The following is a 23943-nucleotide window of genomic DNA, read 5'->3' as shown; positions in this document are numbered from 1 at the left end:
ATAAAAGTAGCTCTTTAATGGAGGTGTTTAAGTGGAGAATCTGAAAAAGATGGCAGGTATCAAGGCTGCTGAGTTTGTCAAGGATGGCATGGTAGTCGGACTTGGAACTGGTTCTACTGCCTACTATTTCGTAGAAGAAATCGGTCGTCGGATTAAGGAAGAAGGTTTGCAGATTACTGCTGTGACGACTTCCAGTGTTACTAGTAAACAGGCTGAAGGTCTTAACATCCCGCTCAAGTCGATTGACCAAGTGGACTTTGTCGATGTGACAGTCGATGGAGCGGATGAAGTAGATAGCCAGTTTAACGGGATCAAAGGCGGTGGTGGTGCCCTTCTGATGGAGAAGGTTGTCGCAACGCCCTCAAAAGAATACATTTGGGTGGTAGATGAAAGCAAACTGGTAGAAAAACTAGGTGCTTTTAAATTGCCAGTAGAAGTCGTTCAGTATGGCGCAGAACAGGTCTTTCGTCGGTTTGAGAGAGCTGGCTATAAACCAAGTTTCCGTGAAAAAGACGGCCAACGTTTTGTGACCGATATGCAGAACTTTATCATTGACTTAGCCTTGGATGTCATTGAAGATCCAATTGCCTTCGGGCAAGAATTGGACCATGTCGTTGGTGTCGTAGAGCATGGCTTGTTCAACCAAATGGTGGATAAGGTCATCGTAGCGGGACGAGATGGTGTTCAGATTTTAACTTCAACAAAAGCAAACTAATCAACATAATAAGGAGACAGACTATGTCAAAATTTAATCGTATTCACTTGGTGGTACTGGATTCTGTGGGAATCGGTGCTGCGCCAGATGCCAATAACTTTGTCAATGCAGGGGTTCCAGACGGAGCTTCTGACACACTTGGACACATTTCAAAAACAGTTGGTTTGAATGTGCCAAACATGGCTAAAATCGGTCTAGGAAATATTCCTCGCGAAGCGCCTCTTAAGACTGTACCAGCTGAAAGCAACCCAACAGGATATGTGACAAAATTGGAAGAAGTATCTCTTGGTAAGGATACTATGACTGGACACTGGGAAATCATGGGACTCAACATTACCGAGCCTTTCGATACTTTCTGGAACGGATTCCCAGAAGAAATCTTGACAAAAATCGAAGAATTTTCAGGACGCAAGGTCATTCGTGAAGCCAACAAACCTTACTCAGGAACAGCTGTTATCGATGATTTTGGACCACACCAGATGGAAACTGGGGAGTTGATTATCTATACTTCAGCAGATCCTGTTTTGCAGATTGCTGCCCACGAAGACATCATTCCTTTGGATGAATTGTACCGTATCTGTGAATACGCGCGTTCGATTACCCTTGAGCGTCCTGCCCTTCTAGGTCGTATCATTGCCCGTCCATATGTAGGTGAACCAGGTAACTTCACTCGTACAGCTAACCGTCGTGACTTGGCTGTATCTCCATTTGCACCGACTGTTTTGGATAAATTGAACGAAGCAGGTATCGATACGTACGCTGTTGGTAAAATCAACGATATCTTTAACGGAGCTGGTATCAATCATGACATGGGCCACAACAAGTCAAACAGCCACGGAATTGATACACTGTTGAAGACCATGGGCCTTGCTGAGTTTGAAAAAGGATTCTCATTCACAAACTTGGTTGATTTTGATGCCCTTTACGGCCACCGCCGCAATGCTCATGGTTACCGTGATTGCTTGCATGAGTTTGATGAACGCTTGCCTGAAATTATCGCAGCCATGAGAGAGAACGACCTTCTTTTGATTACTGCTGACCATGGAAATGACCCAACCTATGCAGGAACAGACCACACTCGTGAATATATTCCACTTTTAGCTTACAGCCCTGCCTTTAAAGGAAATGGTGTCATTCCAGTTGGGCATTTTGCAGATATCTCAGCAACAGTTGCGGATAACTTTGGTGTTGAAACTGCCATGATTGGGGAAAGTTTCTTAGATAAATTGGTATAAGATGAAACGCTATGCTTTACTGGTAAGGGGAATTAATGTCGGTGGCAAGAATAAGGTTGTTATGGCGCAACTTCGTCAAGAACTGACAGAGTTGGGACTGGAAAAAGTTGAAACCTACATCAACAGTGGCAATATTTTCTTTACTTCGACAGATGACAAAGCCCAATTGGTTGAAAAGTTAGAGACTTTCTTTGAAGTCCATTATCCATTTATACAGAGCTTTTCTTTGCTGAGTCATGAAGACTATGAAGCAGAGCTGAAGAATCTGCCTGAATGGTGGACCAAAGATTTGGCACGAAAGGATGTGCTCTTCTACACGGAGGGCTTGGATGTGGCTCAAGTCATTGAGACAGTTGAAAGTTTGGAACTGAAAGATGAAGTGGTTCATTTTGGAAGACTTGGGATTTTCTGGGGGAAGATCTCTGAAGAATCTTACTATGCAACTGCCTATCACAAGTACTTGCTCAAGATGCCTTTTTATCGCCACATCACCATTCGCAATGCAAAAACCTTTGACAAAATCGGTCAAATGCTAAAAAATAATAAAGGAGACACACAATGACATTTTTAGATAAGATCAAGGAAACAGCTGCTTTCCTGAAAGACAAGGGAATACTAGCGCCTGAGTTCGGTCTAATCCTTGGATCAGGACTTGGAGAATTGGCAGAAGAAATCGAAAATCCAGTTGTAGTAGATTATACAGACATTCCAAACTGGGGCCGCTCTACAGTAGTCGGACACGCTGGGAAATTGGTATATGGTGAACTTGCAGGCCGCAAGGTCTTGGCTCTTCAAGGTCGTTTCCATTTCTATGAGGGAAATCCTCTTGAAGTCGTGACTTTCCCAGTACGTGTGATGAAAGTTCTCGGATGTGAAGGTGTCATTGTAACCAATGCAGCTGGTGGTATTGGTTTCGGTCCTGGTACCTTGATGGCTATCTCAGACCATATCAACATGACGGGTCAAAATCCATTGATGGGCGAAAACTTGGATGACTTTGGTCCACGTTTCCCAGATATGTCTAAAGCCTACACTCCAGAATATCGTGCTACTGCCCATGAAGTGGCTAAAAAACTCGGTATCAAGCTTGATGAAGGTGTCTATATCGGTGTTACTGGTCCGACTTATGAAACACCTGCAGAGATTCGTGCCTATAAGACATTGGGAGCAGATGCAGTTGGTATGTCCACTGTTCCTGAAGTTATTGTGGCAGCCCACTCAGGCTTGAAAGTTCTAGGAATTTCATGTATCACTAACCACGCTGCTGGTTTCCAAGAAGAACTCAACCACGAAGAAGTTGTGGAAGTGACAGAGCGTGTTAAAGGCGACTTCAAAGGCTTGCTTAAAGCTATTATTGCTGAATTGTAATGTCATGAGAGTTCACTTTATTTTACATGAGACATTTGAGGTTCCAGGCGCATATCTAAAATGGGCTATAGAACGAGGTCATCAAATTACATCAACAAAGGTTTATGAAAAAGAACCTCTTCCTGAAACAATTGACGGGATTGATTTTCTGATTGTCATGGGTGGTCCTCAATCACCTGATGAGGATAGAGAAAACTTCCCATACTATGATCCAAAGGCTGAGCTTGCTTTTATGAAAGAAGCGATTGCTGCAGATATCTATATTGTTGGTGTCTGTCTTGGTGCGCAACTCCTATCTGTTGCCTATGGTGCGAAGTATGAACATAGTCCAGAGCGCGAGATCGGCGTTTATCCTGTGACATTGACGATGCAAGGTCTAACAGATCCTCATGTCAGCTTGTTCGGAAAAAACATAGAAACCGGCCACTGGCACGGTGATATGCCAGGACTGACAGATGAAGCTGTCGTCTTGGCGACCAGTCAAGGTTGTCCACGCCAAATTATTCGCTTCAGTCCGAAACATTATGCCTTTCAGGCTCATTTGGAATTTGATCCAGACGCAGTAGAATTATTGATTGCTGCGGATGGTGAGGAGAAATTAAGAGAGCAAAGTGAAAAGTTGCCTTTTGTTCAAACACCAGAAGAATTACGTGGAAACGATTATTCTGAAATGAATGCAAAACTGTATGCATTTTTAGATTCATTGGTAAACTAGGAACTACAGAAATCAAGAGTATCTGAGTTATAGTCAAACTCGGGCTAACTGTTCTGCAAAATATTTAAATTTAAAATCAAGAAAGAAAGGAATTGAACCCACCCTAAAAGCGGTGGGAAAAAGATAGTTGGTCTAGCGAGCATCGCTCACTGCGCCCAACTCCTATTTTCCCTTCGCTTTTTGACGGGTTTGGTATCTTATATTATGTCTATCCATATTGCTGCTCAGCAGGGTGAAATTGCTGATAAAATTCTTCTTCCTGGGGATCCTCTTCGCGCGAAATTTATTGCGGAGAATTTTCTTGAAGATGCTGTTTGTTTTAACGAAGTGCGTAACATGTTTGGCTACACTGGTACTTACAAGGGCCACCGTGTATCTGTCATGGGAACTGGGATGGGGATGCCTTCCATTTCGATCTACGCGCGTGAGTTGATTGTGGACTACGGTGTGAAGAAATTGATCCGTGTGGGAACTGCTGGTTCTTTGAATGAAGATGTCCACGTCCGTGAATTGGTTTTGGCGCAAGCAGCTGCAACCAACTCAAACATCATCCGCAACGACTGGCCACAGTATGATTTTCCACAAATCGCTAGTTTTGATTTGCTAGACAAGGCCTACCATATCGCCAAAGAACTTGGTATGACCACCCACGTTGGGAACGTCTTGTCATCTGATGTCTTTTACTCAAACTACTTTGAAAAGAACATCGAACTTGGTAAATGGGGAGTTAAGGCTGTGGAAATGGAAGCAGCAGCTCTTTACTACTTGGCTGCCCAACACCACGTTGATGCCCTTGCTATCATGACCATTTCTGATAGCTTGGTCAATCCAGATGAAGACACTACTGCAGAAGAACGCCAAAATACCTTCACCGATATGATGAAGGTCGGATTGGAAACCTTGATTGCAGAGTAAAATGTAAAAGAAAATCCTGATTTCAAGTGTAATCAGGATTTTTTCATAGATGCGATTTTTTCGGGGTCTGGTGTAACGCGGAGGGTCTTTTGTCCTGTGTAGGTTACAAAGCCAGGTTTTCCACCAGTTGGTTTGTTGAGTTTTTTAACTTCAATCATATCCACTTGCACGAGATTTGACAAGCGCCCTTTGGAGAAGTAGGCAGCTAGTTCGGCCGCATCTGTCTTGACTTCGTCAGAAGGATTGAGATTGCCTGAGATGACGACATGGCTTCCAGGGATGTCCTTGGCATGGAACCAAAGTTCCTCCTTGCGAGCCATTTTAAAGGTTAGCTCTTCATTTTGTAAGTTGTTTCGACCAACATAAATGATGGTTTTGCCATCGCTTGCTAGATACTGTTCTGGTTTTTTGCGCTTGTGAATTTTCTCTCGCTGTCTTCTACGGATAAAGCCTGTTTGGATTAATTCTTCACGGATTTCAGCGATTTCTTCCAGTCCAGCTTGGTTGAGAACGGTCTCCACGCTTTCTAGATAGAGAATGGTAGCCTTGGTTTCTTCGATCAGTTCAGTCAGGTATTTGACAGCTTCTTTAAGTTTCTGGTAACGTTTAAAATAGCGTTGAGCATTCTGACTGGGAGTCAGGGCCTTATCAAGAGCAATGGTGATAGGTTGATTGGTGTAGTAGTTGTCTAAGGTAACCTGATCTTGGTCATTAGGCACTTGGTGGAGAAAGGTTGTCAGTAATTCGCCCTTTTGGCGAAACTCCTCAGCATTGTCTGTCGCCAGTAATTCTTTTTCTTGTTTTTTGAGTTTGTGGCGATTTTTCTGAAGCTCATTTTCAACGCGGCGAATGAGTTCGCTGGCTTGCTGCTTGACGCGATCGCGCTCTGCCTTGTCTTTGTAATAGGTATCCAGAAGATCAGAGAGACTGGCAAAAGGCTCTCCTACACTATTTTCGAAGGGAATTGGACTGAAGGAAGTCTCAGTCAAGCATGGCTTGGTTTCTTGACCAAAAAAGTTACGGAAAGTGGAAAGTTTTTCACTAACCAGTATGCTTTCCAATTCATTTGCTGTATCACGTCCTAGACCTTGAAAGAGACTTTGAAGATTTTTTGCTGTTAGCTCTTGGGTTTGCAGGATTTCAAAGAGCTTTTCATCCTTGATAGTAAAAGGATTGAGAGATTCGGTGCTTGGCGGAGCGATATAGGTCGATCCAGGAAGCAGGGTGCGGTAGCTGTTTTGTGAAAAACCAACGTGTTTGATGACTTCGAGGATTTTATGGCTACTTTTATCCACGAGGAGAATATTACTGTGTTTGCCCATGATTTCGATAATGAGAGTCGCCTGGATATGATCCCCAATCTCGTTTTTATTGGAAACGGTGATTTCTACGATACGGTCGTTTTCGACTTGCTCAATCGACTCAATCACAGCTCCCTGTAAATACTTTCTCAAAACCATGATAAAGGTAGAAGGTTGGGCTGGATTTTCAAAAGTTGTTTGGGTCAGCTGAATGCGCCCAAAAACGGGATGAGCAGAAAGGAGCAGGCGATGACTTTGGCGATTGCTGCGGATTTGCAAGACCAATTCTTGTTCAAAAGGTTGATTGATTTTCTGGATGCGACCATTGGCCAACTCGCTTCGCAATTCCTCAACCATGTGGTGTAAAAAAAATCCGTCAAATGACATCGTTCTCTCCTTGTGATTGTATTCCATAGTATTATATCAAAAAGGTAGAATAAAATCATGGAAATATGGTATAATAAAGCCAAGTAAAGAGAATCGAGAAGTACATGTATATTGAAATGGTAGATGAAACTGGTCAAGTTTCACAAGAAATTCTGCAACAAACCCAAGAAATTTTGGAATTTGCAGCCCAAAAAATAGGAAAAGAAGACAAGGAGATGGCAGTTACTTTTGTGACCAACGAGCGTAGCCACGAACTCAACCTCGAGTACCGTGATACAGATCGTCCGACAGATGTCATTAGCCTTGAGTATAAACCAGAGTTGGATATCTCCTTTGATGAGGAAGATTTGCTTGAAAATCCTGAATTAGCAGAGATGATGTCTGAGTTTGATGCCTACATTGGGGAGCTTTTCATCTCTATCGATAAAGCGCATGAGCAGGCTGAGGAATACGGTCATAGCTTTGAGCGTGAAATGGGCTTCTTGGCAGTACACGGCTTTTTACACATTAACGGCTACGATCACTACACTCCGGAAGAAGAAGCGGAGATGTTCGGTTTACAAGAAGAAATTTTGACAGCCTATGGACTCACAAGACAATAAACGAAAATGGAAAAACCGTGACCTGATTTCTAGTTTAGAATTTGCTCTTACAGGAATTCTGACTGCCATCAAGGAAGAACGCAATATGCGAAAACATGCAGTGACGGCTCTAGTAGTCATCCTCGCAGGTTTTGTTTTTCAGGTGTCACGAATCGAATGGCTCTTTCTCCTGATGAGCATTTTCTTGGTAGTAGCCTTTGAAATTATTAACTCTGCTATTGAAAATGTGGTGGATTTAGCTAGTCACTATCACTTTTCTATGTTGGCAAAGAAAGCCAAGGATATGGCAGCTGGTGCCGTACTTGTGGTTTCCCTTCTTGCTGCAGTGATTGGTGCACTTATCTTTCTCCCACGCATTTGGGATTTATTATTTTAAACAATAAGAGGAAATTATGACATTTAAATCTGGCTTTGTAGCTATTTTGGGACGTCCCAATGTTGGGAAGTCAACCTTTTTGAATCACGTCATGGGGCAAAAGATTGCCATTATGAGTGACAAGGCGCAGACAACGCGCAATAAAATCATGGGGATTTACACCACGGATAAGGAGCAAATCGTCTTTATCGACACGCCGGGGATTCACAAGCCTAAGACAGCTCTTGGAGATTTCATGGTGGAATCAGCCTACAGCACCCTTCGTGAAGTGGATACTGTTCTCTTCATGGTGCCAGCTGATGAGCCACGTGGTAAGGGCGACGATATGATTATCGAGCGTCTGAAAGCTGCCAAGGTTCCTGTTATTCTGGTGGTGAACAAGATTGACAAGGTCCATCCAGACCAGCTTTTGTCTCAGATTGATGACTTCCGTAACCAGATGGACTTTAAGGAAATCGTTCCTATTTCAGCTCTTCAGGGAAATAACGTTTCTCGTCTAATCGATATTTTGAGTGAAAATCTAGAGGAAGGTTTCCAGTATTTCCCAGCTGATCAAATCACAGATCATCCTGAGCGTTTCTTGGTTTCAGAAATGATTCGTGAGAAGGTTCTTCATTTGACACGTGAAGAGATTCCACACTCAGTTGCCGTAGTGGTTGACTCTATGAAACGGGATGAAGAGACAGACAAGGTTCACATCCGTGCAACCATCATGGTGGAGCGAGATAGCCAAAAAGGCATTATCATCGGAAAAGGTGGCGCTATGCTCAAGAAAATTGGGACTATGGCCCGTCGTGATATCGAACTCATGCTAGGGGATAAAGTTTTCCTAGAAACTTGGGTCAAGGTCAAGAAAAATTGGCGTGATAAAAAGCTAGATTTGGCTGACTTTGGCTATAATGAAAAAGAATACTAAGTAGAGGTGGGCTCATGCCTGCTTCTTGTTTTTACAGAAGGAGGATTTATGCCTGAATTACCTGAGGTTGAAACGGTTCGTCGTGGCTTAGAAAAATTGATCTTGGGAAAGAAGATTTCTAATATAGAGATTGCTTATCTCAAGATGATCAAGACGGATTTGGACGAGTTTCAAAAGGAAGTACCTGGTCAGATTGTTGAGTCAATGGGACGTCGTGGCAAATACTTGCTTTTTTACTTGACAGACAAGGTCTTGATTTCTCATTTGCGGATGGAGGGCAAGTATTTTTATTATCCAGATCAGATTCCTGAACGCAAGCATGCCCATGTTTTCATTGAGTTCGAAGATGGCGGCACTCTTGTATATGAGGATGTACGCAAGTTTGGTACCATGGAACTCTTGGCGCCTGACCTTTTGGATGCCTACTTTATTTCTAAGAAACTAGGACCTGAACCAAGAGAACAGGACTTTGATTTGCAGGTCTTTCAAGCTGCTCTATCCAAGTCTAAAAAGCCTATCAAATCCCATCTCCTAGACCAGACCTTGGTAGCTGGCCTTGGCAATATCTATGTGGATGAGGTTCTCTGGCGAGCTCAGATTCATCCAGCAAGACCTTCCCAAATTTTGACGGCAGAAGAAGCGTCAGCTATTCATGACCAGACCATTGCTGTTTTGGAACAGGCAGTTGAAAAGGGCGGCTCTACCATTCGAACCTATACCAATGCCTTTGGGGAAGACGGAACCATGCAGGACTTCCATCAGGTCTATGATAAGACTGGACAAGCATGTTCGCGCTGTGGGGCAGTGATTGAGAAATTCCAGCTCGGTGGACGAGGAACTCATTTTTGTCCTCAGTGTCAAAGGAGGGACTGATGGGAAAAATCATCGGAATCACAGGAGGAATTGCTTCTGGTAAGTCAACTGTGACAAATTTCCTAAGAGAGAAAGGTTTTCAAGTAGTGGATGCTGACGCAGTCGTCCACCAACTACAGAAACCTGGTGGTCGTCTTTATCAGCTCTTAGTTCAGCACTTTGGGCAGGAAATCATCCTTGAAAATGGAGAACTCAATCGCCCTCTCCTAGCTAGTCTCATCTTTTCAAATCCTGAGGAGCAAGAATGGTCTAAACAAACCCAAGGGGAGATTATTCGTGAGGAATTGGCTGCACTGAGAGAACAGTTAGCCCAGACAGAAACAATTTTTTTCATGGATATTCCCCTACTTTTTGAACAGGACTACAGTGCCTGGTTTGATGAAACGTGGCTGGTCTATGTGGATCGAGATGTTCAGGTGGAACGTTTCATGAAACGGGATCATCTTTCTAAGGAAGTAGCAGAGTCCCGTTTGGCCGCCCAGTGGTCTTTAGAAGAAAAGAAAAAATTAGCGAGCCATATATTAGACAATAATGGCAGTCGTGATCAGCTTGTGAGTCAAGTAGTGAAGTTACTTGAAGGAGGCGATAGCTGTGCAAGAGATTAGTTGGAAAGAGAATCTTCGTGTTGCCTGGTTCGGTAGTTTTCTAACGGGCGCCAGCATTTCCTTGGTCGTTCCTTTCATGCCTATCTTTGTGGAGCAGTTGGGAATTGAAGGAGACCAAGTTGCTTTTTATGCTGGATTAGCCATCTCAGTTTCGGCTGTTTCAGCAGCTCTAGTTTCTCCTATCTGGGGTATTCTTGCTGACAAGTACGGTCGAAAGCCCATGATGATTCGAGCGGGTCTTGCCATGACCATCACTATGGGAGGTTTGGCCTTCGTGCCAAATATCTATTGGCTACTCTTTTTGCGCTTGCTCAATGGTGTATTTACTGGATTTGTCCCCAATGCAACAGCTTTGATCGCTAGTCAGGTACCTAAAGATAAGTCTGGAGCGGCTCTGGGAACTCTATCTACAGGTGTAGTTGCAGGAACACTGACGGGTCCCTTTGTTGGAGGCTTTATTGCTGAAATTTTTGGCATTCGCAATGTCTTTTTATTGGTAGGTGCTTTCTTATTTTTTGCTGCAATTCTAACCATTTTCTTTATCAAGGAAGATTTTCAGCCAGTGGCTAAGGAGAAGGTTATCCCAACGAAAGAAGTATTTTCTTCTTTCAAGTATCCTAGGCTTTTAGTGAATCTATTTTTGACGAGCTTTGTCATTCAATTTTCAGCTCAATCAATTGGTCCCATTCTAGCTCTCTATGTGCGGGACTTAGGACAGGCTGAGAATCTCCTCTTTGTATCAGGATTAATCGTATCCAGCATGGGATTTTCTAGCATGATGAGTGCTGGAATTCTAGGAAAACTTGGCGATAAGGTAGGGAATCATAGATTGTTGGTTGCGGCGCAGATTTATTCCGTCATCATTTACCTTCTTTGTGCCCATGCAACCAGCCCCCTTCAACTTGGCTTGTATCGTTTTCTCTTTGGTTTGGGAACGGGAGCTCTCATACCAGGTGTCAATGCGCTTCTTAGCAAAATGACTCCAAAATCAGGTATTTCAAGGATTTTCGCCTTCAACCAAGTCTTTTTTTATCTCGGTGGAGTGATTGGACCTATGGCTGGATCCGCAGTTGCAGGATATTTGGGCTACCATGCTGTCTTTTATGCGACAGCAGCCTGTGTGGCTTTCAGTTGTTTATGCAACTTAGTACAATTTAGATCATTATTAAAAGTAAAGGAAATCTAGTGCGAGTAAAAATCAATCTCAAGTGCTCCTCTTGTGGCAGCATGAATTATCTAACCAGTAAGAACTCCAAAACCCATCCAGACAAGATTGAGGTGTTAAAATATTGTCCAAAGGAAAGAAAAGTAACTTTACATCTTGAATCTAAGTAGAATTTATGGTAAAATAATAGGGATTTTAAGGAGTTTGATATGTATAACCTATTATTAACCATTTTATTAGTATTATCTGTTGTGATTGTGATTGCGATTTTCATGCAACCAACTAAGAACCAATCCAGCAATGTATTTGATGCCAGCTCAGGTGATTTGTTTGAACGTAGTAAAGCGCGTGGTTTTGAAGCTGTGATGCAACGTTTGACAGGTATTTTAGTCTTTTTCTGGCTAGCCATTGCCTTAGCATTGACGGTATTATCAAGTAGATAAGAAATGGGCGAGACTAGGTCTTAGCCTATTTTTATTTTGAATGAGAAGGAGCTTTAAAATGCATCTATCTGGGGAGTCTATTCAATTAGTTAAAGATTATTTTGAGAGTTACTTAACTGGCTACTCTATTGAGGTATTAGATTTTGACCATTATTCAAAAATATACATACTTAATGACTCCTTAATTTTACTATTTGAAGTTAACAGAAACAAGGTAGATTATGTAAATAATAAAGGTTTATGTAAGGAAGATTTAACAAATAATAGGTATATAGAGCCAGGTATATATGGAAATCACTATTATTCTTTTCGGATTGTTGAATTAACAAATAATGAAATAGGATGGAAATATAATAATGAGGAGTTTAAGAGAAAAGTAATTGCTTATATTGGAGAAGAATTGATATTTGTACCTATTGAGTATGTAAAGTTTAAAGGCTGGTCTAGATATTATTGGTCTATGGATATTCCTTCTAAAATTGAATATATTGATAAAGAAGTACCTCAATTAAGATTAAAAGAAAGATACGAAAAATGGGACGGATTTCGATATTACTTTATTTTTATAGAATTTAAGAAACCAAATAATACTTATGCAAAAGCTGTAGCATACTCCGTAAGTTCTCCTCGAGTCTATATTAATACACTTTGTAAAAATACGGTGAAAACAGGTAAATTATATAGAGATACTATGAGAGGAGGTAATTATGGTTGGATGACCCCATTGGAAAAAGCATTCAATTTGTGGAAAGGAGTCAAGCGTGTTAAGAGATTAGAAGAAAATTTAACATACTTTTTCATAGAAGAATACCACAAAGAAAAAAGTTTGGTTTGTAAAAGAGCAGACGAGCTTGCGAATGAATTTAATGAGAATAGTTGTAAATTTGATAAATTAGAGAGAAGTAGCTGGTTACAACCTAATAATAAATGGATTTCAGAAGAACTTGTTTATCGTTTAACAAAAAAAATGTTTAAAGATTACAAGGTAGTATATCAAATGAGACCTTTTTTTCTTCGCAGTAAGACTACCGGAGCACAATTATCCTATGACATTTTTATATCAGGATTAAATGTTGCAATTGAATATCAGGGGGTTCAGCATTTTCAACCGGTAGAATTTTTTGGTGGGGAAAAAAATTTCGAGCGCCAATTAATTAGAGATAGAGAAAAGTATGAATTGAGCAAAGAAAATAATGTTTATCTAGTTTATATAAAATACGATGAAGAAATATCTGAGGAGTTAATAAAAAATAAGGTAAATATTATTTTAAATACTAATAAGGACTGAAAACATAGTTGCTATAGAATTACTAGAAAGAAAACATGAAAGATAAAATTAAAGAATATTTGCAAGAGAAGGGGCGAGTGACGGTAAATGACCTGGCTCAGGCTCTCGGAAAGGATGGGTCCAAGGATTTCCGTGAGTTGATTAAAACCCTGTCTCTGATGGAAAGAAAGCACCAGATTCGTTTTGAAGATGATGGTAGATTATGTCTGGACCAAAAGAAGAAACATGAAATTACCCTCAAAGGGATTTTTCATGCCCATAAAAACGGCTTTGGCTTTGTCAGTCTAGAAGGCGAAGAGGACGACCTTTTTGTAGGAAAAAACGATGTCAACTACGCTATTGATGGCGATACCGTTGAAGTGGTCATCAAGAAAGTTGCTGACCGCAACAAGGGAACAGCTGCCGAAGCTAAAATTATTGATATCTTAGAACACAGCCTGACGACAGTTGTCGGGCAAATCGTTCTGGATCAGGAAAAACCTAAGTATGCTGGCTACATTCGTTCAAAGAATCAGAAAATCAGCAAACCGATCTATGTGAAGAAACCAGCTATCAAGTTGGAAGGGACAGAGGTTCTCAAGGTCTTTATCGACAAATACCCAAGTAAGAAACATGATTTCTTTGTTGCTAATGTCCTTGATGTGGTGGGGCACTCGACTGATGCTGGGATTGACGTTCTTGAAGTCTTGGAATCCATGGATATTGTTTCAGAATTTCCAGAAGCTGTTCTCAAGGAGGCAGAAAGTGTACCAGAAGCTCCGTCTCAAAAGGATATGGAAGGTCGTCTTGATTTAAGAGATGAGCTTACCTTTACCATTGACGGCGCGGATGCCAAGGACTTGGACGACGCAGTTCACATTAAGCCTTTGAAAAATGGCAATATCGAACTCGGTGTTCACATCGCGGATGTTTCCTACTATGTGACAGAGGGTTCTGCACTTGATAAGGAAGCCCTTAACCGCGCGACTTCTGTCTATGTAACAGACCGAGTGGTACCAATGCTTCCAGAGCGTTTGTCAAATGGTATCTGCTCCCTCAATCCTCAAGTCGATCGCTTGACCCAGTCTGCCATTATGGAAATTGATAAACATGGTCGTGTGGTTCATTACATCATTACCCAAACGGTTATCAAGACAAGCTTCCGTATGACCTATAGTGCTGTTAATGATATCCTAGCTGGTGACGAGGAGAAGAGACAAGAGTTTAAGAAAATTGTTCCTAGTATCGAGTTAATGGCCAAGCTTCATGAAAGGCTAGAAAACATGCGTGAGAAACGTGGTGCCCTTAACTTTGATACCAGTGAAGCTAAGATTCTAGTGGATAAAAAAGGTAAGCCTGTTGATATCGTTCTTCGTCAGCGTGGTGTTGCTGAGCGGATGATCGAGTCCTTCATGTTGATTGCTAATGAAACGGTTGCCGAGCACTTCAGTAAACTGGAACTTCCTTTCATTTATCGAATTCACGAGGAGCCCAAAGCTGAAAAAGTTCAGAAGTTTATTGACTATGCTTCAAGCTTTGGTTTGCGCATTTACGGAACTGCCAGTGAGATTAGCCAGGAGGCGCTTCAAGACATCATGCGTGCTGTTGAGGGAGAACCCTATGCAGATGTATTGTCCATGATGCTTCTTCGCTCTATGCAACAGGCTCGCTATTCAGAGCACAATCACGGTCACTATGGTCTTGCTGCTGATTATTACACTCACTTTACCAGCCCTATTCGCCGTTATCCAGACCTCCTTGTTCACCGCATGATTCGTGATTACGGTCGTTCTAAGGAAATAGCCGAGCATTTTGAGCAAGTGATTCCAGAGATTGCAACCCAGTCTTCTAACCGTGAGCGTCGTGCTATCGAGGCGGAGCGTGAAGTCGAAGCCATGAAAAAGGCTGAATACATGGAAGAATACGTGGGTGAAGAGTATGACGCTGTTGTATCCAGCATTGTCAAGTTTGGTCTCTTTGTTGAATTGTCAAACACGGTTGAAGGCTTGATTCATATCACTAATTTACCTGAATTTTATCATTTTAATGAACGTGATTTAACCCTCCGTGGAGAGAAATCAGGAATAACTTTCCGTGTAGGACAGCAAATTCGCATTCGAGTTGAAAGAGCGGATAAGATGACAGGTGAGATTGACTTCTCTTATATTCCAAGTGAGTTTGATGTCATCGAAAAAGGCTTGAAACAAGCTGGGCGCAAGGACAGAAGTCGAGGTTCAAGTCGTCGTTCGGATAAGAAGGAAGACAAGAGAAAATCAGGGCGCTCAAATGATAAGCACAAGCATTCACAAAAAGATAAAAAGAAAAAAGGCAAGAAACCTTTTTATAAGGAAGTAGCTAAGAAAGGAGCCAAGCATGGCAAAGGGCGAGGGAAAGGTCGTCGCACAAAATAAAAAAGCGCACCACGACTATACAATCGTAGATACGCTAGAGGCAGGGATGGTCCTGACTGGAACCGAAATCAAGAGTGTTCGAGCTGCTCGAATCAATCTCAAGGACGGCTTTGCCCAAGTAAAAAATGGGGAAGTCTGGCTGAGCAATGTTCATATCGCCCCTTACGAAGAGGGCAATATCTGGAACCAGGAACCTGAACGCCGTCGCAAACTTCTACTCCATAAGAAGCAAATTCAAAAACTGGAACAAGAGACCAAAGGGACAGGAATGACCCTTGTACCCCTCAAAGTCTATATAAAAGATGGTTATGCCAAGCTTCTTTTAGGACTTGCCAAAGGGAAACATGACTATGACAAACGGGAGTCGATCAAGCGACGTGAACAAAACCGCGACATCGCGCGTGTGATGAAAGCTGTCAACCAGCGTTAAGAAGAGGAAGTAAAATGGAAAAATTAATTGCCTATAAACGGATGCCCCTGTGGAATAAACAGACCATGCCAGAAGCTGTCCAGCAAAAGCACAATACTAAAGTCGGCACTTGGGGAAAAATTACTGTCTTGAAGGGGGCACTCAAGTTTATTGAGTTGACTGAAGATGGTGAGGTTCTAGCTGAGCACCTCTTTGAGGCAGGTGCAGACAACCCTATGGCGCAACCACAAGCCTGGCACCGAGTGGAGGCTGCAACAGACGATGTAGAATGGTATTTGGAATTTTATTGTAAACCTGAGGATTATTTCCCTAAGAAATACCAGACCAATCCAGTCCATTCAGAGGTTCTAGAAGCTATGCAGACGGTGAAACCAGGAAGAGCCTTGGATTTGGGTTGTGGTCAGGGGCGTAACTCTCTCTTTCTCGCACAGAATGGTTTTGATGTGACAGCTGTGGATCAAAATGAATTGTCCCTTGAAATCTTGCAAAGCATTGTGGAACAAGAGGATCTAGACATGCCTGTCGGACTTTATGATATCAATTCAGCCAGCATTAGCCAAGCCTATGATTTTATCGTTTCAACAGTTGTTCTGATGTTCCTACAAGCGGACCGCATTCCAGCTATTATCCAAAATATGCAGGAGCACACCATGGTAGGTGGCTATAATCTTATCGTCTGTGCCATGGATACGGAGGATTATCCTTGCTCAGTCAACTTCCCATTCACCTTTAAAGAAGGGGAGTTGGCGAACTATTACAAGGATTGGGAATTGGTCAAGTATAATGAAAACCCAGGACATCTGCACCGTCGTGATGAAAATGGTAATCGCATTCAACTACGCTTTGCGACTATGCTAGCTAAAAAAATCAAGTAAATCAAGTAAATCAAACCTATACCAGCGAATAGAAACCACTTTGCAAGGTTTCTATTCGTTTTTGTTTGCGTTGGTTGATTGGGGCGAGCAGGATTTTATGCTATACTAGAAGTAGGGAATCTGAGCAGTAGAAGTGTGTTACTGTCTATCTCAGCGCAAGAAAGTCTTTATGATGGAGGTGGTCGAATGACGAGTCTTTTGGTGGAATTGTATGATCGGCATGTATTGGAAAAGAATGTCTACCAAGCCTTTATCAGTGATTGTGACGAGATTCTTTTTCTATCTTTGTCGAAAATAAGCAATGAAGAGAAAGTCTCTCTCCGTCAGTTTATCATGGAAGAGGTGCCTCATATCCAACGAGTGACCTTTCGTCAGTTATCCTTAGAACAACTAGCGGACCAGTTAGATTATTGTCTAGCAGGCTATGACCAGGTTCTTCTTGATGTTTTTGGTGGGGATTCGCTACTAGCCTTATCCCTCTATCAATACGGCTTGGATCGGGACCTCCCCATCGTTGCCATGGATGTCGAGCGGGGAAAACAATACAAGTGGGTAACCGGTCAGTTAGAAAAAGAAGATTTGGACATTCCAACCCTAAGCATCCAACAGCTGATAGCCTTGCGTGGTGGAAAAATCCTCAAATCAAAACGCCCTATCCACTCAGTTCAGCAAATTGCAGCCATCAAAAAACTAGCCAGCTCTGCCATTGCCAATCCTGCCCACTGGTATCAAGTGACCCAATTTTTCTCTCTAGCTAAGACCAATGACCTGCATGCTGAGACCGAAAAGATATTGGAAAACAACGGCAAGTATTATCACTACCCAGAATCCCTTATCCCTTTACTTGTGGAAGCGGGGATGCTTTGTATGGAAAGCGAAGGCAAGAAACGAGTAGCATACAGCTTCCCAAGTCAAGAAGCTCAAGTCTTTTGCCGCAACAAGGGACATATTTTAGAGGTATATCTCTATCTCTTGGCACTTGAATCGCAGCTGTTTGATGAGTGCATGATAGGTGGTGAGATTGATTGGAATGGCATCTTTCCAGAGGCAGACAATGTTCAAAATGAGATTGATGTCATTCTGAGAAAGGGACGCTCGATTACCTTTATCTCCTGCAAGATGACAGATTTATCAGTCGAAGCCATCAATGAACTAGAAGTTTACGCCAATCATTTTGCTGGGGAGAGTTGCCTCAAGTTGATTGTTTGTACGGGGAAAATCAATCCAGCTTATGCCAATCGCTGCCAAGAATACGGCGTGCTGGTCATTAGAAGTGAGCAGATTCCCAATCTCATTCCCATGCTGAGAAAATATTCTAAGAGACAAAAAAGATGAGAAATAATATCATGAAAGGCTGGAATTCCAGTCTTTTTTGCTTTTTTTTCGAATAAATGAGAAAAGGAGGTAGACCATGTTTGTAGCCAGAGATGCCAAGGGAAAATTGGTAAATGCCCTCGAAAAAGATGTGACCAAGCAAGCTTATACTTGTCCAGCCTGTGGTGGCGAACTACGATTACGCCAAGGACAGAGCATTCGAACGCACTTTGCCCATGAAAGGTTAAGAGATTGTATGGCTATTTTTGAGAATGAAAGTCCAGAACACTTGGGCAACAAAGAGGCTCTCTATCACTGGGCCAAGAAGGACAATCAGGTCGCCTTAGAATATAGTCTGCCTGCGATTCAGCAGATAGCAGATGTTCTCGTCAATGAAAAACTAGCTCTGGAGGTTCAGTGCAGTCCCTTGTCTCAAAAGCTTCTAGGCGATAGAAGTCAAGGATACCGCAGCCAGGGCTATCAGGTTATCTGGTTACTGGGAGAAAAACTCTGGTTAAAAGAGCGGTTAACACAACTGCAAAGAGGATTCCTCTATTTTAGTCAAAATATGGGTTTCTTTGTTTGGGAACTGGATCTCAAAAAGCAAGTTTTGAGACTTAAATACCTTTTACATCAGGATCTACGTGGCAAACTTCATTTTCAGGTCAAGGAATTTTCCTATGGCCAAGGAAATCTCTTGGAAATTCTACGATTTCCTTATCAAAAACAAAAGCTAGCTAGTCTTACAGTTTCTCAAGATTCAACTATCTGTCACTACATTCGCCAACAGTTGTACTACCAAACGCCTTACTGGATGAAGAAGCAAGAAGAGGCCTATCATCAAGGAGACAATCTATTAAACCATCAACTAGACGACTGGTATCCTCAAGTCAGACCGATAGAGTCAGGTGATTTTTTGCAGATTGAAACGGATTTGGCTAGCTATTATAGAAATTTTCAGGCTTACTATCAAAAAAATCCGAAAAATAATCGCCAAAAGCTCTATCCACCAGCCTTTTATCACTTATATTTCTCAAAAAATGTGGTAAAATAGAAAGGATGGAGGAATCTTATGGTATTACAACGACATGAAATAAATGAAAAAGATACATGGGATCTTTCGACAATCTACCCAACAGACCAGGCTTGGGAAGAAGCCTTGAAAGATTTAACTGAAAAAGTACAAACAGCATCTCAGTATGAGGGACATCTCTTGGACAGCGCAGACAGTTTGCTTGAGATCACAGAATTCTCACTCGACTTGGAACGTCAAGTTGAAAAGCTTTATGTCTATGCGCATATGAAAAATGACCAGGACACGCGTGAATCCAAGTATCAAGAGTACTATGCTAAGGCAATGACCCTATACAGTCAGTTAGAACAAGCCTTTTCATTCTATGAACCTGAGTTTATGGAGATTAGCGAAGAGCAGTATGCGGTCTTCCTAGAAGCTCAACCAAAACTCCAAGTTTACAAGCACTTTTTTGACAAGCTCTTGCAAAAGAAAGACCATGTTCTTTCGCAACGTGAGGAAGAATTGCTTGCTGGAGCAGGAGAAATCTTTGGTTCTGCTAGTGAAACCTTCGCTATTTTAGACAATGCGGATATTAGCTTCCCATACGTGCTTGATGACGAAGGCAAGGAAGTGCAACTCTCACACGGTACTTACATCCGTTTGATGGAGTCTAAAAACCGCGAAGTGCGTCGTGGTGCCTATGAAGCCCTTTATGCGACATATGAGCAATTCCAACACACTTATGCTAAGACTTTGCAGACAAATGTTAAGGTGCAAAACTACCGTGCCAAAGTTCGCAACTATAAGAGTGCTCGCCATGCAGCCCTCGCAGCAAACTTTGTTCCAGAAAGTGTCTATGACAATCTAGTAGCAGCAGTTCGCAAGCATTTGCCACTCTTGCATCGTTACCTTAACCTTCGTTCTAAAATCTTGGGAATTTCAGATCTCAAGATGTATGATGTCTACACACCACTCTCGTCAGTAGATTATAGCTTTACCTACGAAGAAGCCTTGAAAAAGGCAGAAGAAGCCTTGGCGGTCTTGGGTGAAGACTACTTGAGCCGTGTTAAACGTGCCTTCAGTGAGCGTTGGATTGATGTCTATGAAAACCAAGGCAAGCGTTCTGGTGCCTACTCTGGTGGTTCTTATGATACAAATGCCTTTATGCTCCTCAACTGGCAGGACAATCTAGACAATCTTTTTACCCTTGTCCATGAGACAGGTCACAGTATGCACTCAAGCTATACTCGTGAAACCCAACCTTATGTTTATGGGGATTACTCTATCTTCTTGGCTGAGATTGCCTCAACGACTAACGAAAATATCTTGACAGAGAAATTGTTGGAAGAAGTAGAAGACGACGCAACGCGCTTTGCTATTCTCAATAACTTCCTAGATGGTTTCCGTGGAACAGTCTTCCGTCAAACTCAATTCGCTGAGTTTGAACACGCCATCCACCAAGCAGATCAAAATGGAGAAGTCTTGACCAGTGATTTCCTCAATAAACTCTACGCGGACTTGAACCAAGAGTACTACGGACTCAGCAAGGAAGACAATCCTCAGATCCAATACGAGTGGGCACGCATTCCACACTTCTACTATAACTACTATGTTTATCAGTATTCAACTGGTTTTGCAGCTGCTTCAGCCTTGGCTGAGAAGATTGTCCATGGTAGTCAAGAAGACCGTGACCGCTATATCGACTACCTCAAGGCAGGTAAGTCTGACTATCCGCTCAATGTCATGAGAAAAGCGGGAGTGGATATGGAAAAAGAAGACTATCTCAACGATGCCTTTGCAGTCTTTGAACGCCGCTTGAACGAGTTTGAAGCCCTTGTTGAAAAATTGGGACTAGCTTAAGATGGTAGAGTCTTATAGTAAAAATGCCAATCACAATATGCGACGTCCCGTCGTCAAGGAAGAAATCGTAGAACTCATGCGCCAGCGTCAAAAGCAGGTGACAGGTTCCTTGAAAGAATTGGAGACCTTCGCTCGCAAGGAGAACATTCCCATCATTCCCCATGAAACGGTCGCGTATTTCCGTTTTCTCATGGAGACCATACAGCCCAAGAACATTTTGGAAATTGGGACGGCTATCGGTTTTTCAGCACTCTTGATGGCGGAACATGCGCCAGATGCCAAGATTACAACCATTGACCGAAATCCAGAAATGATAGGCTTTGCCAAGGAAAACTTTGCCCAGTTTGACAGTCGTAAGCAAATCACTCTTTTAGAGGGAGATGCAGTCGATGTTTTATCCAGTCTGACAGAAACTTATGACTTTGTCTTTATGGATTCGGCCAAGTCCAAGTATATCGTCTTTCTGCCTGAAATCCTCAAGCACTTGGAAGTTGGTGGAGTAGTGGTCTTGGATGATATTTTCCAAGGAGGAGATGTTGCCAAGGACATCATGGAAGTCCGCCGAGGTCAACGCACCATTTACCGTGGTTTGCAAAGACTTTTCGACGCAACTTTGGACAATCCAGGTCTAACAGCAACTCTAGTTCCGCTTGGAGACGGCATTCTCATGTTACGAAAGAATCTAGCAGAAGTAGAGCTTCCTGAGAGCGAATGATTTTCAGAAAAATTTAAGAAATTATAGTAAAATAGATAAGGTAACACTTACCGTAAAAGGAGTAAAAATGAAGAAAAAACTTATGGCAGGAGCCATCACACTTTTATCAGTAGCAACACTTGCAGCTTGTTCAAACAGTTCTGAAGGAAAAGATTTGATCAGCATGAAGGGCGATGTGATTACAGAGCATCAATTCTTTGAAGAAGTAAAGAACAATCCAACTGCACAACAAGTCTTGCTCAATATGACCATCCAAAAAGTATTTGAACAACAATATGGATCAGAGGTAACGGATAAAGATGTGGATGATGCCGTTGCTGAAGAACAAAAGAAATACGGCGATAGCTACAACAGCGTGCTTCAACGTGCAGGTATGACACCTGAGACTCGTAAAGCTCAAATCCGTACCAGCAAATTGGTTGAATTAGCGGTTAAGAAGGCTGCAGAGAGCGAGTTGACAGACGAAGCCTACCAAAAAGCTTTTGAGTCTTACACACCAGATGTAACAGCTCAAATCATCCGTTTGGATAATGAAGACAAGGCAAAAGAAGTACTTGAGAAAGCTAAAGCAGAAGGTGCGGATTTTGCTCAGTTGGCAAAAGATAACTCTAACGACGACAAAACAAAAGAAAATGGTGGAGAAATCACTTTTGACTCTGCTTCAACAGAACTTCCAGAACAAGTCAAGAAAGCAGCCTTTGCTTTGGATGTGAACGGTGTTTCTGATGTGATTACAGCTACTGGAACACAAGCCTACAGCAGTCAGTTCTACATCGTCAAAGTAACGAAGAAAACAGAAAAATCTTCTAATATAGAGGATTATAAAGAAAAATTGAAGACCATCATCTTGACTCAAAAACAAAATGATTCAGCCTTTGTTCAAGGAGTAATTGGTAAAGAATTGCAAGCAGCAAACATCAAGGTTAAAGACCAATCATTCCAAAACATCTTCACCCAATACATCGGTGGTGGTGACTCAAGCTCAAGCAGCAGCTCTTCATCTAACTAAGAAAGCAAAAAACAAATCTCTTTTGAGATTTGTTTTTTTATACCTGATACTAGAAAATGAGTAAAATTCGAAGGATTAAAGGATAAGAGTTTTTTTCTTTCTGAAAAAGTGGTATAATAGCAATCAAAACTAGAAAATAAAACGGAATTGGGAACAGAAGCGTCTGTTCCTATTAGAGTGGTGAAATATGAAAATTAGTAAAAGGCACCTACTAAACTATTCCATTTTGATTCCTTATTTCCTTTTATCGATTTTGGGACTGATTGTGGTGTACTCGACAACGAGTGCAACCTTGATCGAAGAAGGGAAAAGCGCCTTTCAATTGGTGCGTAACCAGGGGATCTTCTGGATAGCTAGTTTGATTCTGATTGCCTTAATCTATAAATTAAAATTAGGTTTCCTAAGAAACGGTCGTCTCATCTTTATCGTAATGATTGTGGAGATGGTTCTTTTAGCTCTGGCGCGACTGGTCGGAACACCTGTCAATGGAGCATACGGATGGATCTCTGTAGGACCTGTAACGATTCAGCCTGCAGAGTACCTTAAGATTATCATCATCTGGTACCTGGCACATCGATTTTCAAAACAACAAGATGAGATTGCGGTTTATGACTTCCAGGTTTTGACACAGAATCAGTGGCTACCTCGAGCTTTTAACGACTGGCGTTTTGTTCTGCTAGTTCTGATTGGTAGCTTGGGAATTTTCCCAGACTTGGGAAATGCGACCATCTTGGTCTTGGTGGCGCTCATCATGTATACGGTTAGTGGGATCGCCTATCGTTGGTTCTCGACCATTTTGGCTCTCTTGGCAGGGAGCTCAATGTTAGTCTTGTCTGTCATTCGCTTTGTTGGGGTTGAAAAGTTCTCTCAAATTCCTGTATTTGGTTACGTTGCTAAACGTTTTAGTGCTTTCTTTAATCCCTTTAATGACTTAGCGGGGGCAGGACACCAGCTCGCAAATTCCTACTATGCAGTGGTAAATGGTGGCTGGTTCGGACTTGGACTAGGGAATTCTATCGAGAAGCGTGGTTATCTGCCAGAAGCCCATACGGATTTCGTCTTTTCGATTGTTATTGAGGAGTTTGGATTCGTAGGAGCCAGTATGATTTTGGCTCTACTCTTCTTCTTGATTTTGCGAATCATCTTGGTTGGTATTCGAGCAAAGGATCCTTTTAACTCCATGGTTGCTATTGGTGTCGGAGGAATGATCCTTGTTCAGGTCTTTGTCAATATCGGTGGGATTTCAGGGTTGATTCCTTCTACAGGGGTAACCTTCCCCTTCCTTTCACAAGGTGGGAATAGTCTATTGGTATTATCCGTAGCCATTGCGCTTGTACTGAACATTGATGCCAGTGAAAAACGTGCCAAACTTATCAGAGAATACGAAAATCAAACCGATGAAAGTCTGTAAGGACTGAATGGAAAGGAAAG

At 42.1% G+C, this 23943-nt stretch carries 25 protein-coding genes; 24 read left to right on the top strand and 1 reads right to left on the bottom strand.

Annotated features, from left to right (window positions below):
* Positions 1–31: 31 nt before the first annotated feature.
* The 6 genes from rpiA to deoD all read left to right on the top strand — a co-directional run bounded on the left by rpiA (position 32) and on the right by deoD (position 4948).
* Positions 32–715, top strand: coding sequence for a ribose-5-phosphate isomerase RpiA (gene rpiA, locus B7723_RS06005; RefSeq protein WP_049505712.1), 684 nt, complete (start codon positions 32–34; stop codon positions 713–715).
* Positions 716–738: 23 nt separating this feature from the next.
* Positions 739–1950 carry a phosphopentomutase gene (locus B7723_RS06000; protein WP_084849566.1) on the top strand — a complete coding sequence of 404 codons (1212 nt, stop codon included), beginning with the start codon at positions 739–741 and terminating at the stop codon, positions 1948–1950.
* A 1-nt stretch (position 1951) separates the two neighbouring features.
* Positions 1952–2512 (top strand): DUF1697 domain-containing protein, encoded by a 561-nt coding sequence (locus tag B7723_RS05995; protein WP_084849567.1) that lies wholly within the window; start codon positions 1952–1954, stop codon positions 2510–2512.
* Entirely contained in the window at positions 2509–3318 is an 810-nt protein-coding gene (locus B7723_RS05990) for a purine-nucleoside phosphorylase (protein ID WP_084849568.1), read from the top strand. The genes B7723_RS05995 and B7723_RS05990 overlap by 4 nt, the downstream gene beginning before the upstream one ends.
* A gap of 4 nt (positions 3319–3322) precedes the next feature.
* Positions 3323–4033, top strand: a complete 711-nt coding sequence (locus B7723_RS05985) for a type 1 glutamine amidotransferase (protein ID WP_084849569.1) — start codon at positions 3323–3325, stop codon at positions 4031–4033.
* Between the two features lie 204 nt (positions 4034–4237).
* Positions 4238–4948 (top strand): purine-nucleoside phosphorylase, encoded by a 711-nt coding sequence (deoD, locus tag B7723_RS05980; RefSeq protein ID WP_000022091.1) that lies wholly within the window; start codon positions 4238–4240, stop codon positions 4946–4948.
* 32 nt (positions 4949–4980) lie between these two features.
* Here the strand turns inward: deoD and pavA are convergent, their stop codons facing one another.
* A complete protein-coding gene (gene pavA / locus B7723_RS05975) occupies positions 4981–6636 on the bottom strand; it encodes an Rqc2 family fibronectin-binding protein PavA (RefSeq protein WP_084849570.1) in 1656 nt (551 codons plus the stop codon).
* 104 nt (positions 6637–6740) lie between these two features.
* Between pavA and ybeY the strand changes: the two genes are divergently transcribed.
* The 18 genes from ybeY (at position 6741) to ftsW (ending at position 23923) form a co-directional block, all read left to right on the top strand.
* Positions 6741–7238, top strand: a complete 498-nt coding sequence (gene ybeY, locus B7723_RS05970; RefSeq protein WP_000275172.1) for an rRNA maturation RNase YbeY — start codon at positions 6741–6743, stop codon at positions 7236–7238.
* Positions 7219–7614 carry a diacylglycerol kinase family protein gene (locus B7723_RS05965; RefSeq protein ID WP_061852190.1) on the top strand — a complete coding sequence of 132 codons (396 nt, stop codon included), beginning with the start codon at positions 7219–7221 and terminating at the stop codon, positions 7612–7614. Before ybeY ends, B7723_RS05965 begins: the two co-directional genes overlap by 20 nt.
* Positions 7615–7630: 16 nt before the next feature.
* Positions 7631–8530 carry a GTPase Era gene (era, locus tag B7723_RS05960; RefSeq protein WP_000143280.1) on the top strand — a complete coding sequence of 300 codons (900 nt, stop codon included), beginning with the start codon at positions 7631–7633 and terminating at the stop codon, positions 8528–8530.
* Between the two features lie 48 nt (positions 8531–8578).
* Positions 8579–9403 (top strand): DNA-formamidopyrimidine glycosylase, encoded by an 825-nt coding sequence (mutM, locus tag B7723_RS05955; protein WP_084849571.1) that lies wholly within the window; start codon positions 8579–8581, stop codon positions 9401–9403.
* Positions 9403–10008: a dephospho-CoA kinase gene (gene coaE, locus B7723_RS05950; protein ID WP_084849572.1), complete on the top strand. Its 606-nt coding sequence runs from the start codon at positions 9403–9405 to the stop codon at positions 10006–10008. Before mutM ends, coaE begins: the two co-directional genes overlap by 1 nt.
* Positions 9995–11194 carry a multidrug efflux MFS transporter gene (locus tag B7723_RS05945; protein ID WP_084849573.1) on the top strand — a complete coding sequence of 400 codons (1200 nt, stop codon included), beginning with the start codon at positions 9995–9997 and terminating at the stop codon, positions 11192–11194. The genes coaE and B7723_RS05945 overlap by 14 nt, the downstream gene beginning before the upstream one ends.
* The gene (gene rpmG / locus B7723_RS05940; RefSeq protein WP_007519517.1) at positions 11194–11343 is read left to right on the top strand and encodes a 50S ribosomal protein L33; all 150 of its coding nucleotides are present in this window, start codon (positions 11194–11196) and stop codon (positions 11341–11343) included. Before B7723_RS05945 ends, rpmG begins: the two co-directional genes overlap by 1 nt.
* Positions 11344–11382: 39 nt before the next feature.
* On the top strand, positions 11383–11616 hold the full coding sequence (gene secG, locus B7723_RS05935; protein WP_000282517.1) for a preprotein translocase subunit SecG: 234 nt from the start codon (positions 11383–11385) through the stop codon (positions 11614–11616).
* A gap of 58 nt (positions 11617–11674) precedes the next feature.
* Positions 11675–12904 (top strand): hypothetical protein, encoded by a 1230-nt coding sequence (locus tag B7723_RS05930; protein WP_000550715.1) that lies wholly within the window; start codon positions 11675–11677, stop codon positions 12902–12904.
* 35 nt (positions 12905–12939) lie between these two features.
* Positions 12940–15294 (top strand): ribonuclease R, encoded by a 2355-nt coding sequence (gene rnr / locus B7723_RS05925; protein ID WP_084849574.1) that lies wholly within the window; start codon positions 12940–12942, stop codon positions 15292–15294.
* Positions 15257–15724: an SsrA-binding protein SmpB gene (gene smpB, locus B7723_RS05920; protein ID WP_001051742.1), complete on the top strand. Its 468-nt coding sequence runs from the start codon at positions 15257–15259 to the stop codon at positions 15722–15724. The genes rnr and smpB overlap by 38 nt, the downstream gene beginning before the upstream one ends.
* 14 nt (positions 15725–15738) lie before the next feature.
* On the top strand, positions 15739–16599 hold the full coding sequence (gene tehB / locus B7723_RS05915) for an SAM-dependent methyltransferase TehB (RefSeq protein WP_084849575.1): 861 nt from the start codon (positions 15739–15741) through the stop codon (positions 16597–16599).
* Between the two features lie 186 nt (positions 16600–16785).
* Positions 16786–17934, top strand: coding sequence for a PDDEXK family nuclease (locus tag B7723_RS05910; RefSeq protein ID WP_084849576.1), 1149 nt, complete (start codon positions 16786–16788; stop codon positions 17932–17934).
* Between the two features lie 76 nt (positions 17935–18010).
* Positions 18011–18967: a competence protein CoiA gene (locus B7723_RS05905; RefSeq protein ID WP_084849577.1), complete on the top strand. Its 957-nt coding sequence runs from the start codon at positions 18011–18013 to the stop codon at positions 18965–18967.
* 18 nt (positions 18968–18985) lie between these two features.
* A complete protein-coding gene (pepF, locus tag B7723_RS05900; protein ID WP_084849578.1) occupies positions 18986–20788 on the top strand; it encodes an oligoendopeptidase F in 1803 nt (600 codons plus the stop codon).
* A gap of 1 nt (position 20789) precedes the next feature.
* The gene (locus tag B7723_RS05895; protein WP_084849579.1) at positions 20790–21503 is read left to right on the top strand and encodes an O-methyltransferase; all 714 of its coding nucleotides are present in this window, start codon (positions 20790–20792) and stop codon (positions 21501–21503) included.
* 67 nt (positions 21504–21570) lie between these two features.
* The gene (prsA, locus tag B7723_RS05890; protein WP_000728083.1) at positions 21571–22512 is read left to right on the top strand and encodes a peptidylprolyl isomerase PrsA; all 942 of its coding nucleotides are present in this window, start codon (positions 21571–21573) and stop codon (positions 22510–22512) included.
* A 187-nt stretch (positions 22513–22699) separates the two neighbouring features.
* Positions 22700–23923: a cell division peptidoglycan polymerase FtsW gene (ftsW, locus tag B7723_RS05885; RefSeq protein ID WP_084849580.1), complete on the top strand. Its 1224-nt coding sequence runs from the start codon at positions 22700–22702 to the stop codon at positions 23921–23923.
* The last annotated feature ends 20 nt before the right edge of the window (positions 23924–23943 follow it).

It is taken from the genome of Streptococcus oralis subsp. oralis, assembly GCF_002096435.1.
GTDB lineage: Bacteria > Bacillota > Bacilli > Lactobacillales > Streptococcaceae > Streptococcus > Streptococcus oralis_AA.
The sequence above is the reverse complement of the archived record's forward strand: the minus strand, read 5'-3'. Positions and strand labels throughout refer to the sequence as shown.

What these genes read in the sequence shown, in the direction of transcription:
- rnr (WP_084849574.1), top strand. Translation starts at nt 12,940, where the DNA reads ATGAAAGATAAAATTAAAGAATATTTGCAAGAGAAGGGGCGAGTGACG.
- ftsW (WP_084849580.1), top strand. Translation starts at nt 22,700, where the DNA reads ATGAAAATTAGTAAAAGGCACCTACTAAACTATTCCATTTTGATTCCT.
- pavA (WP_084849570.1), bottom strand. Translation starts at nt 6,636, where the DNA reads ATGTCATTTGACGGATTTTTTTTACACCACATGGTTGAGGAATTGCGA.
- B7723_RS05905 (WP_084849577.1), top strand. Translation starts at nt 18,011, where the DNA reads ATGTTTGTAGCCAGAGATGCCAAGGGAAAATTGGTAAATGCCCTCGAA.
- era (WP_000143280.1), top strand. Translation starts at nt 7,631, where the DNA reads ATGACATTTAAATCTGGCTTTGTAGCTATTTTGGGACGTCCCAATGTT.
- prsA (WP_000728083.1), top strand. Translation starts at nt 21,571, where the DNA reads ATGAAGAAAAAACTTATGGCAGGAGCCATCACACTTTTATCAGTAGCA.
- B7723_RS05910 (WP_084849576.1), top strand. Translation starts at nt 16,786, where the DNA reads ATGACGAGTCTTTTGGTGGAATTGTATGATCGGCATGTATTGGAAAAG.
- deoD (WP_000022091.1), top strand. Translation starts at nt 4,238, where the DNA reads ATGTCTATCCATATTGCTGCTCAGCAGGGTGAAATTGCTGATAAAATT.
- coaE (WP_084849572.1), top strand. Translation starts at nt 9,403, where the DNA reads ATGGGAAAAATCATCGGAATCACAGGAGGAATTGCTTCTGGTAAGTCA.
- B7723_RS05990 (WP_084849568.1), top strand. Translation starts at nt 2,509, where the DNA reads ATGACATTTTTAGATAAGATCAAGGAAACAGCTGCTTTCCTGAAAGAC.
- smpB (WP_001051742.1), top strand. Translation starts at nt 15,257, where the DNA reads ATGGCAAAGGGCGAGGGAAAGGTCGTCGCACAAAATAAAAAAGCGCAC.
- B7723_RS05995 (WP_084849567.1), top strand. Translation starts at nt 1,952, where the DNA reads ATGAAACGCTATGCTTTACTGGTAAGGGGAATTAATGTCGGTGGCAAG.
- B7723_RS05930 (WP_000550715.1), top strand. Translation starts at nt 11,675, where the DNA reads ATGCATCTATCTGGGGAGTCTATTCAATTAGTTAAAGATTATTTTGAG.
- secG (WP_000282517.1), top strand. Translation starts at nt 11,383, where the DNA reads ATGTATAACCTATTATTAACCATTTTATTAGTATTATCTGTTGTGATT.
- ybeY (WP_000275172.1), top strand. Translation starts at nt 6,741, where the DNA reads ATGTATATTGAAATGGTAGATGAAACTGGTCAAGTTTCACAAGAAATT.
- B7723_RS06000 (WP_084849566.1), top strand. Translation starts at nt 739, where the DNA reads ATGTCAAAATTTAATCGTATTCACTTGGTGGTACTGGATTCTGTGGGA.
- mutM (WP_084849571.1), top strand. Translation starts at nt 8,579, where the DNA reads ATGCCTGAATTACCTGAGGTTGAAACGGTTCGTCGTGGCTTAGAAAAA.
- pepF (WP_084849578.1), top strand. Translation starts at nt 18,986, where the DNA reads ATGGTATTACAACGACATGAAATAAATGAAAAAGATACATGGGATCTT.
- B7723_RS05985 (WP_084849569.1), top strand. Translation starts at nt 3,323, where the DNA reads ATGAGAGTTCACTTTATTTTACATGAGACATTTGAGGTTCCAGGCGCA.
- tehB (WP_084849575.1), top strand. Translation starts at nt 15,739, where the DNA reads ATGGAAAAATTAATTGCCTATAAACGGATGCCCCTGTGGAATAAACAG.
- B7723_RS05965 (WP_061852190.1), top strand. Translation starts at nt 7,219, where the DNA reads ATGGACTCACAAGACAATAAACGAAAATGGAAAAACCGTGACCTGATT.
- B7723_RS05895 (WP_084849579.1), top strand. Translation starts at nt 20,790, where the DNA reads ATGGTAGAGTCTTATAGTAAAAATGCCAATCACAATATGCGACGTCCC.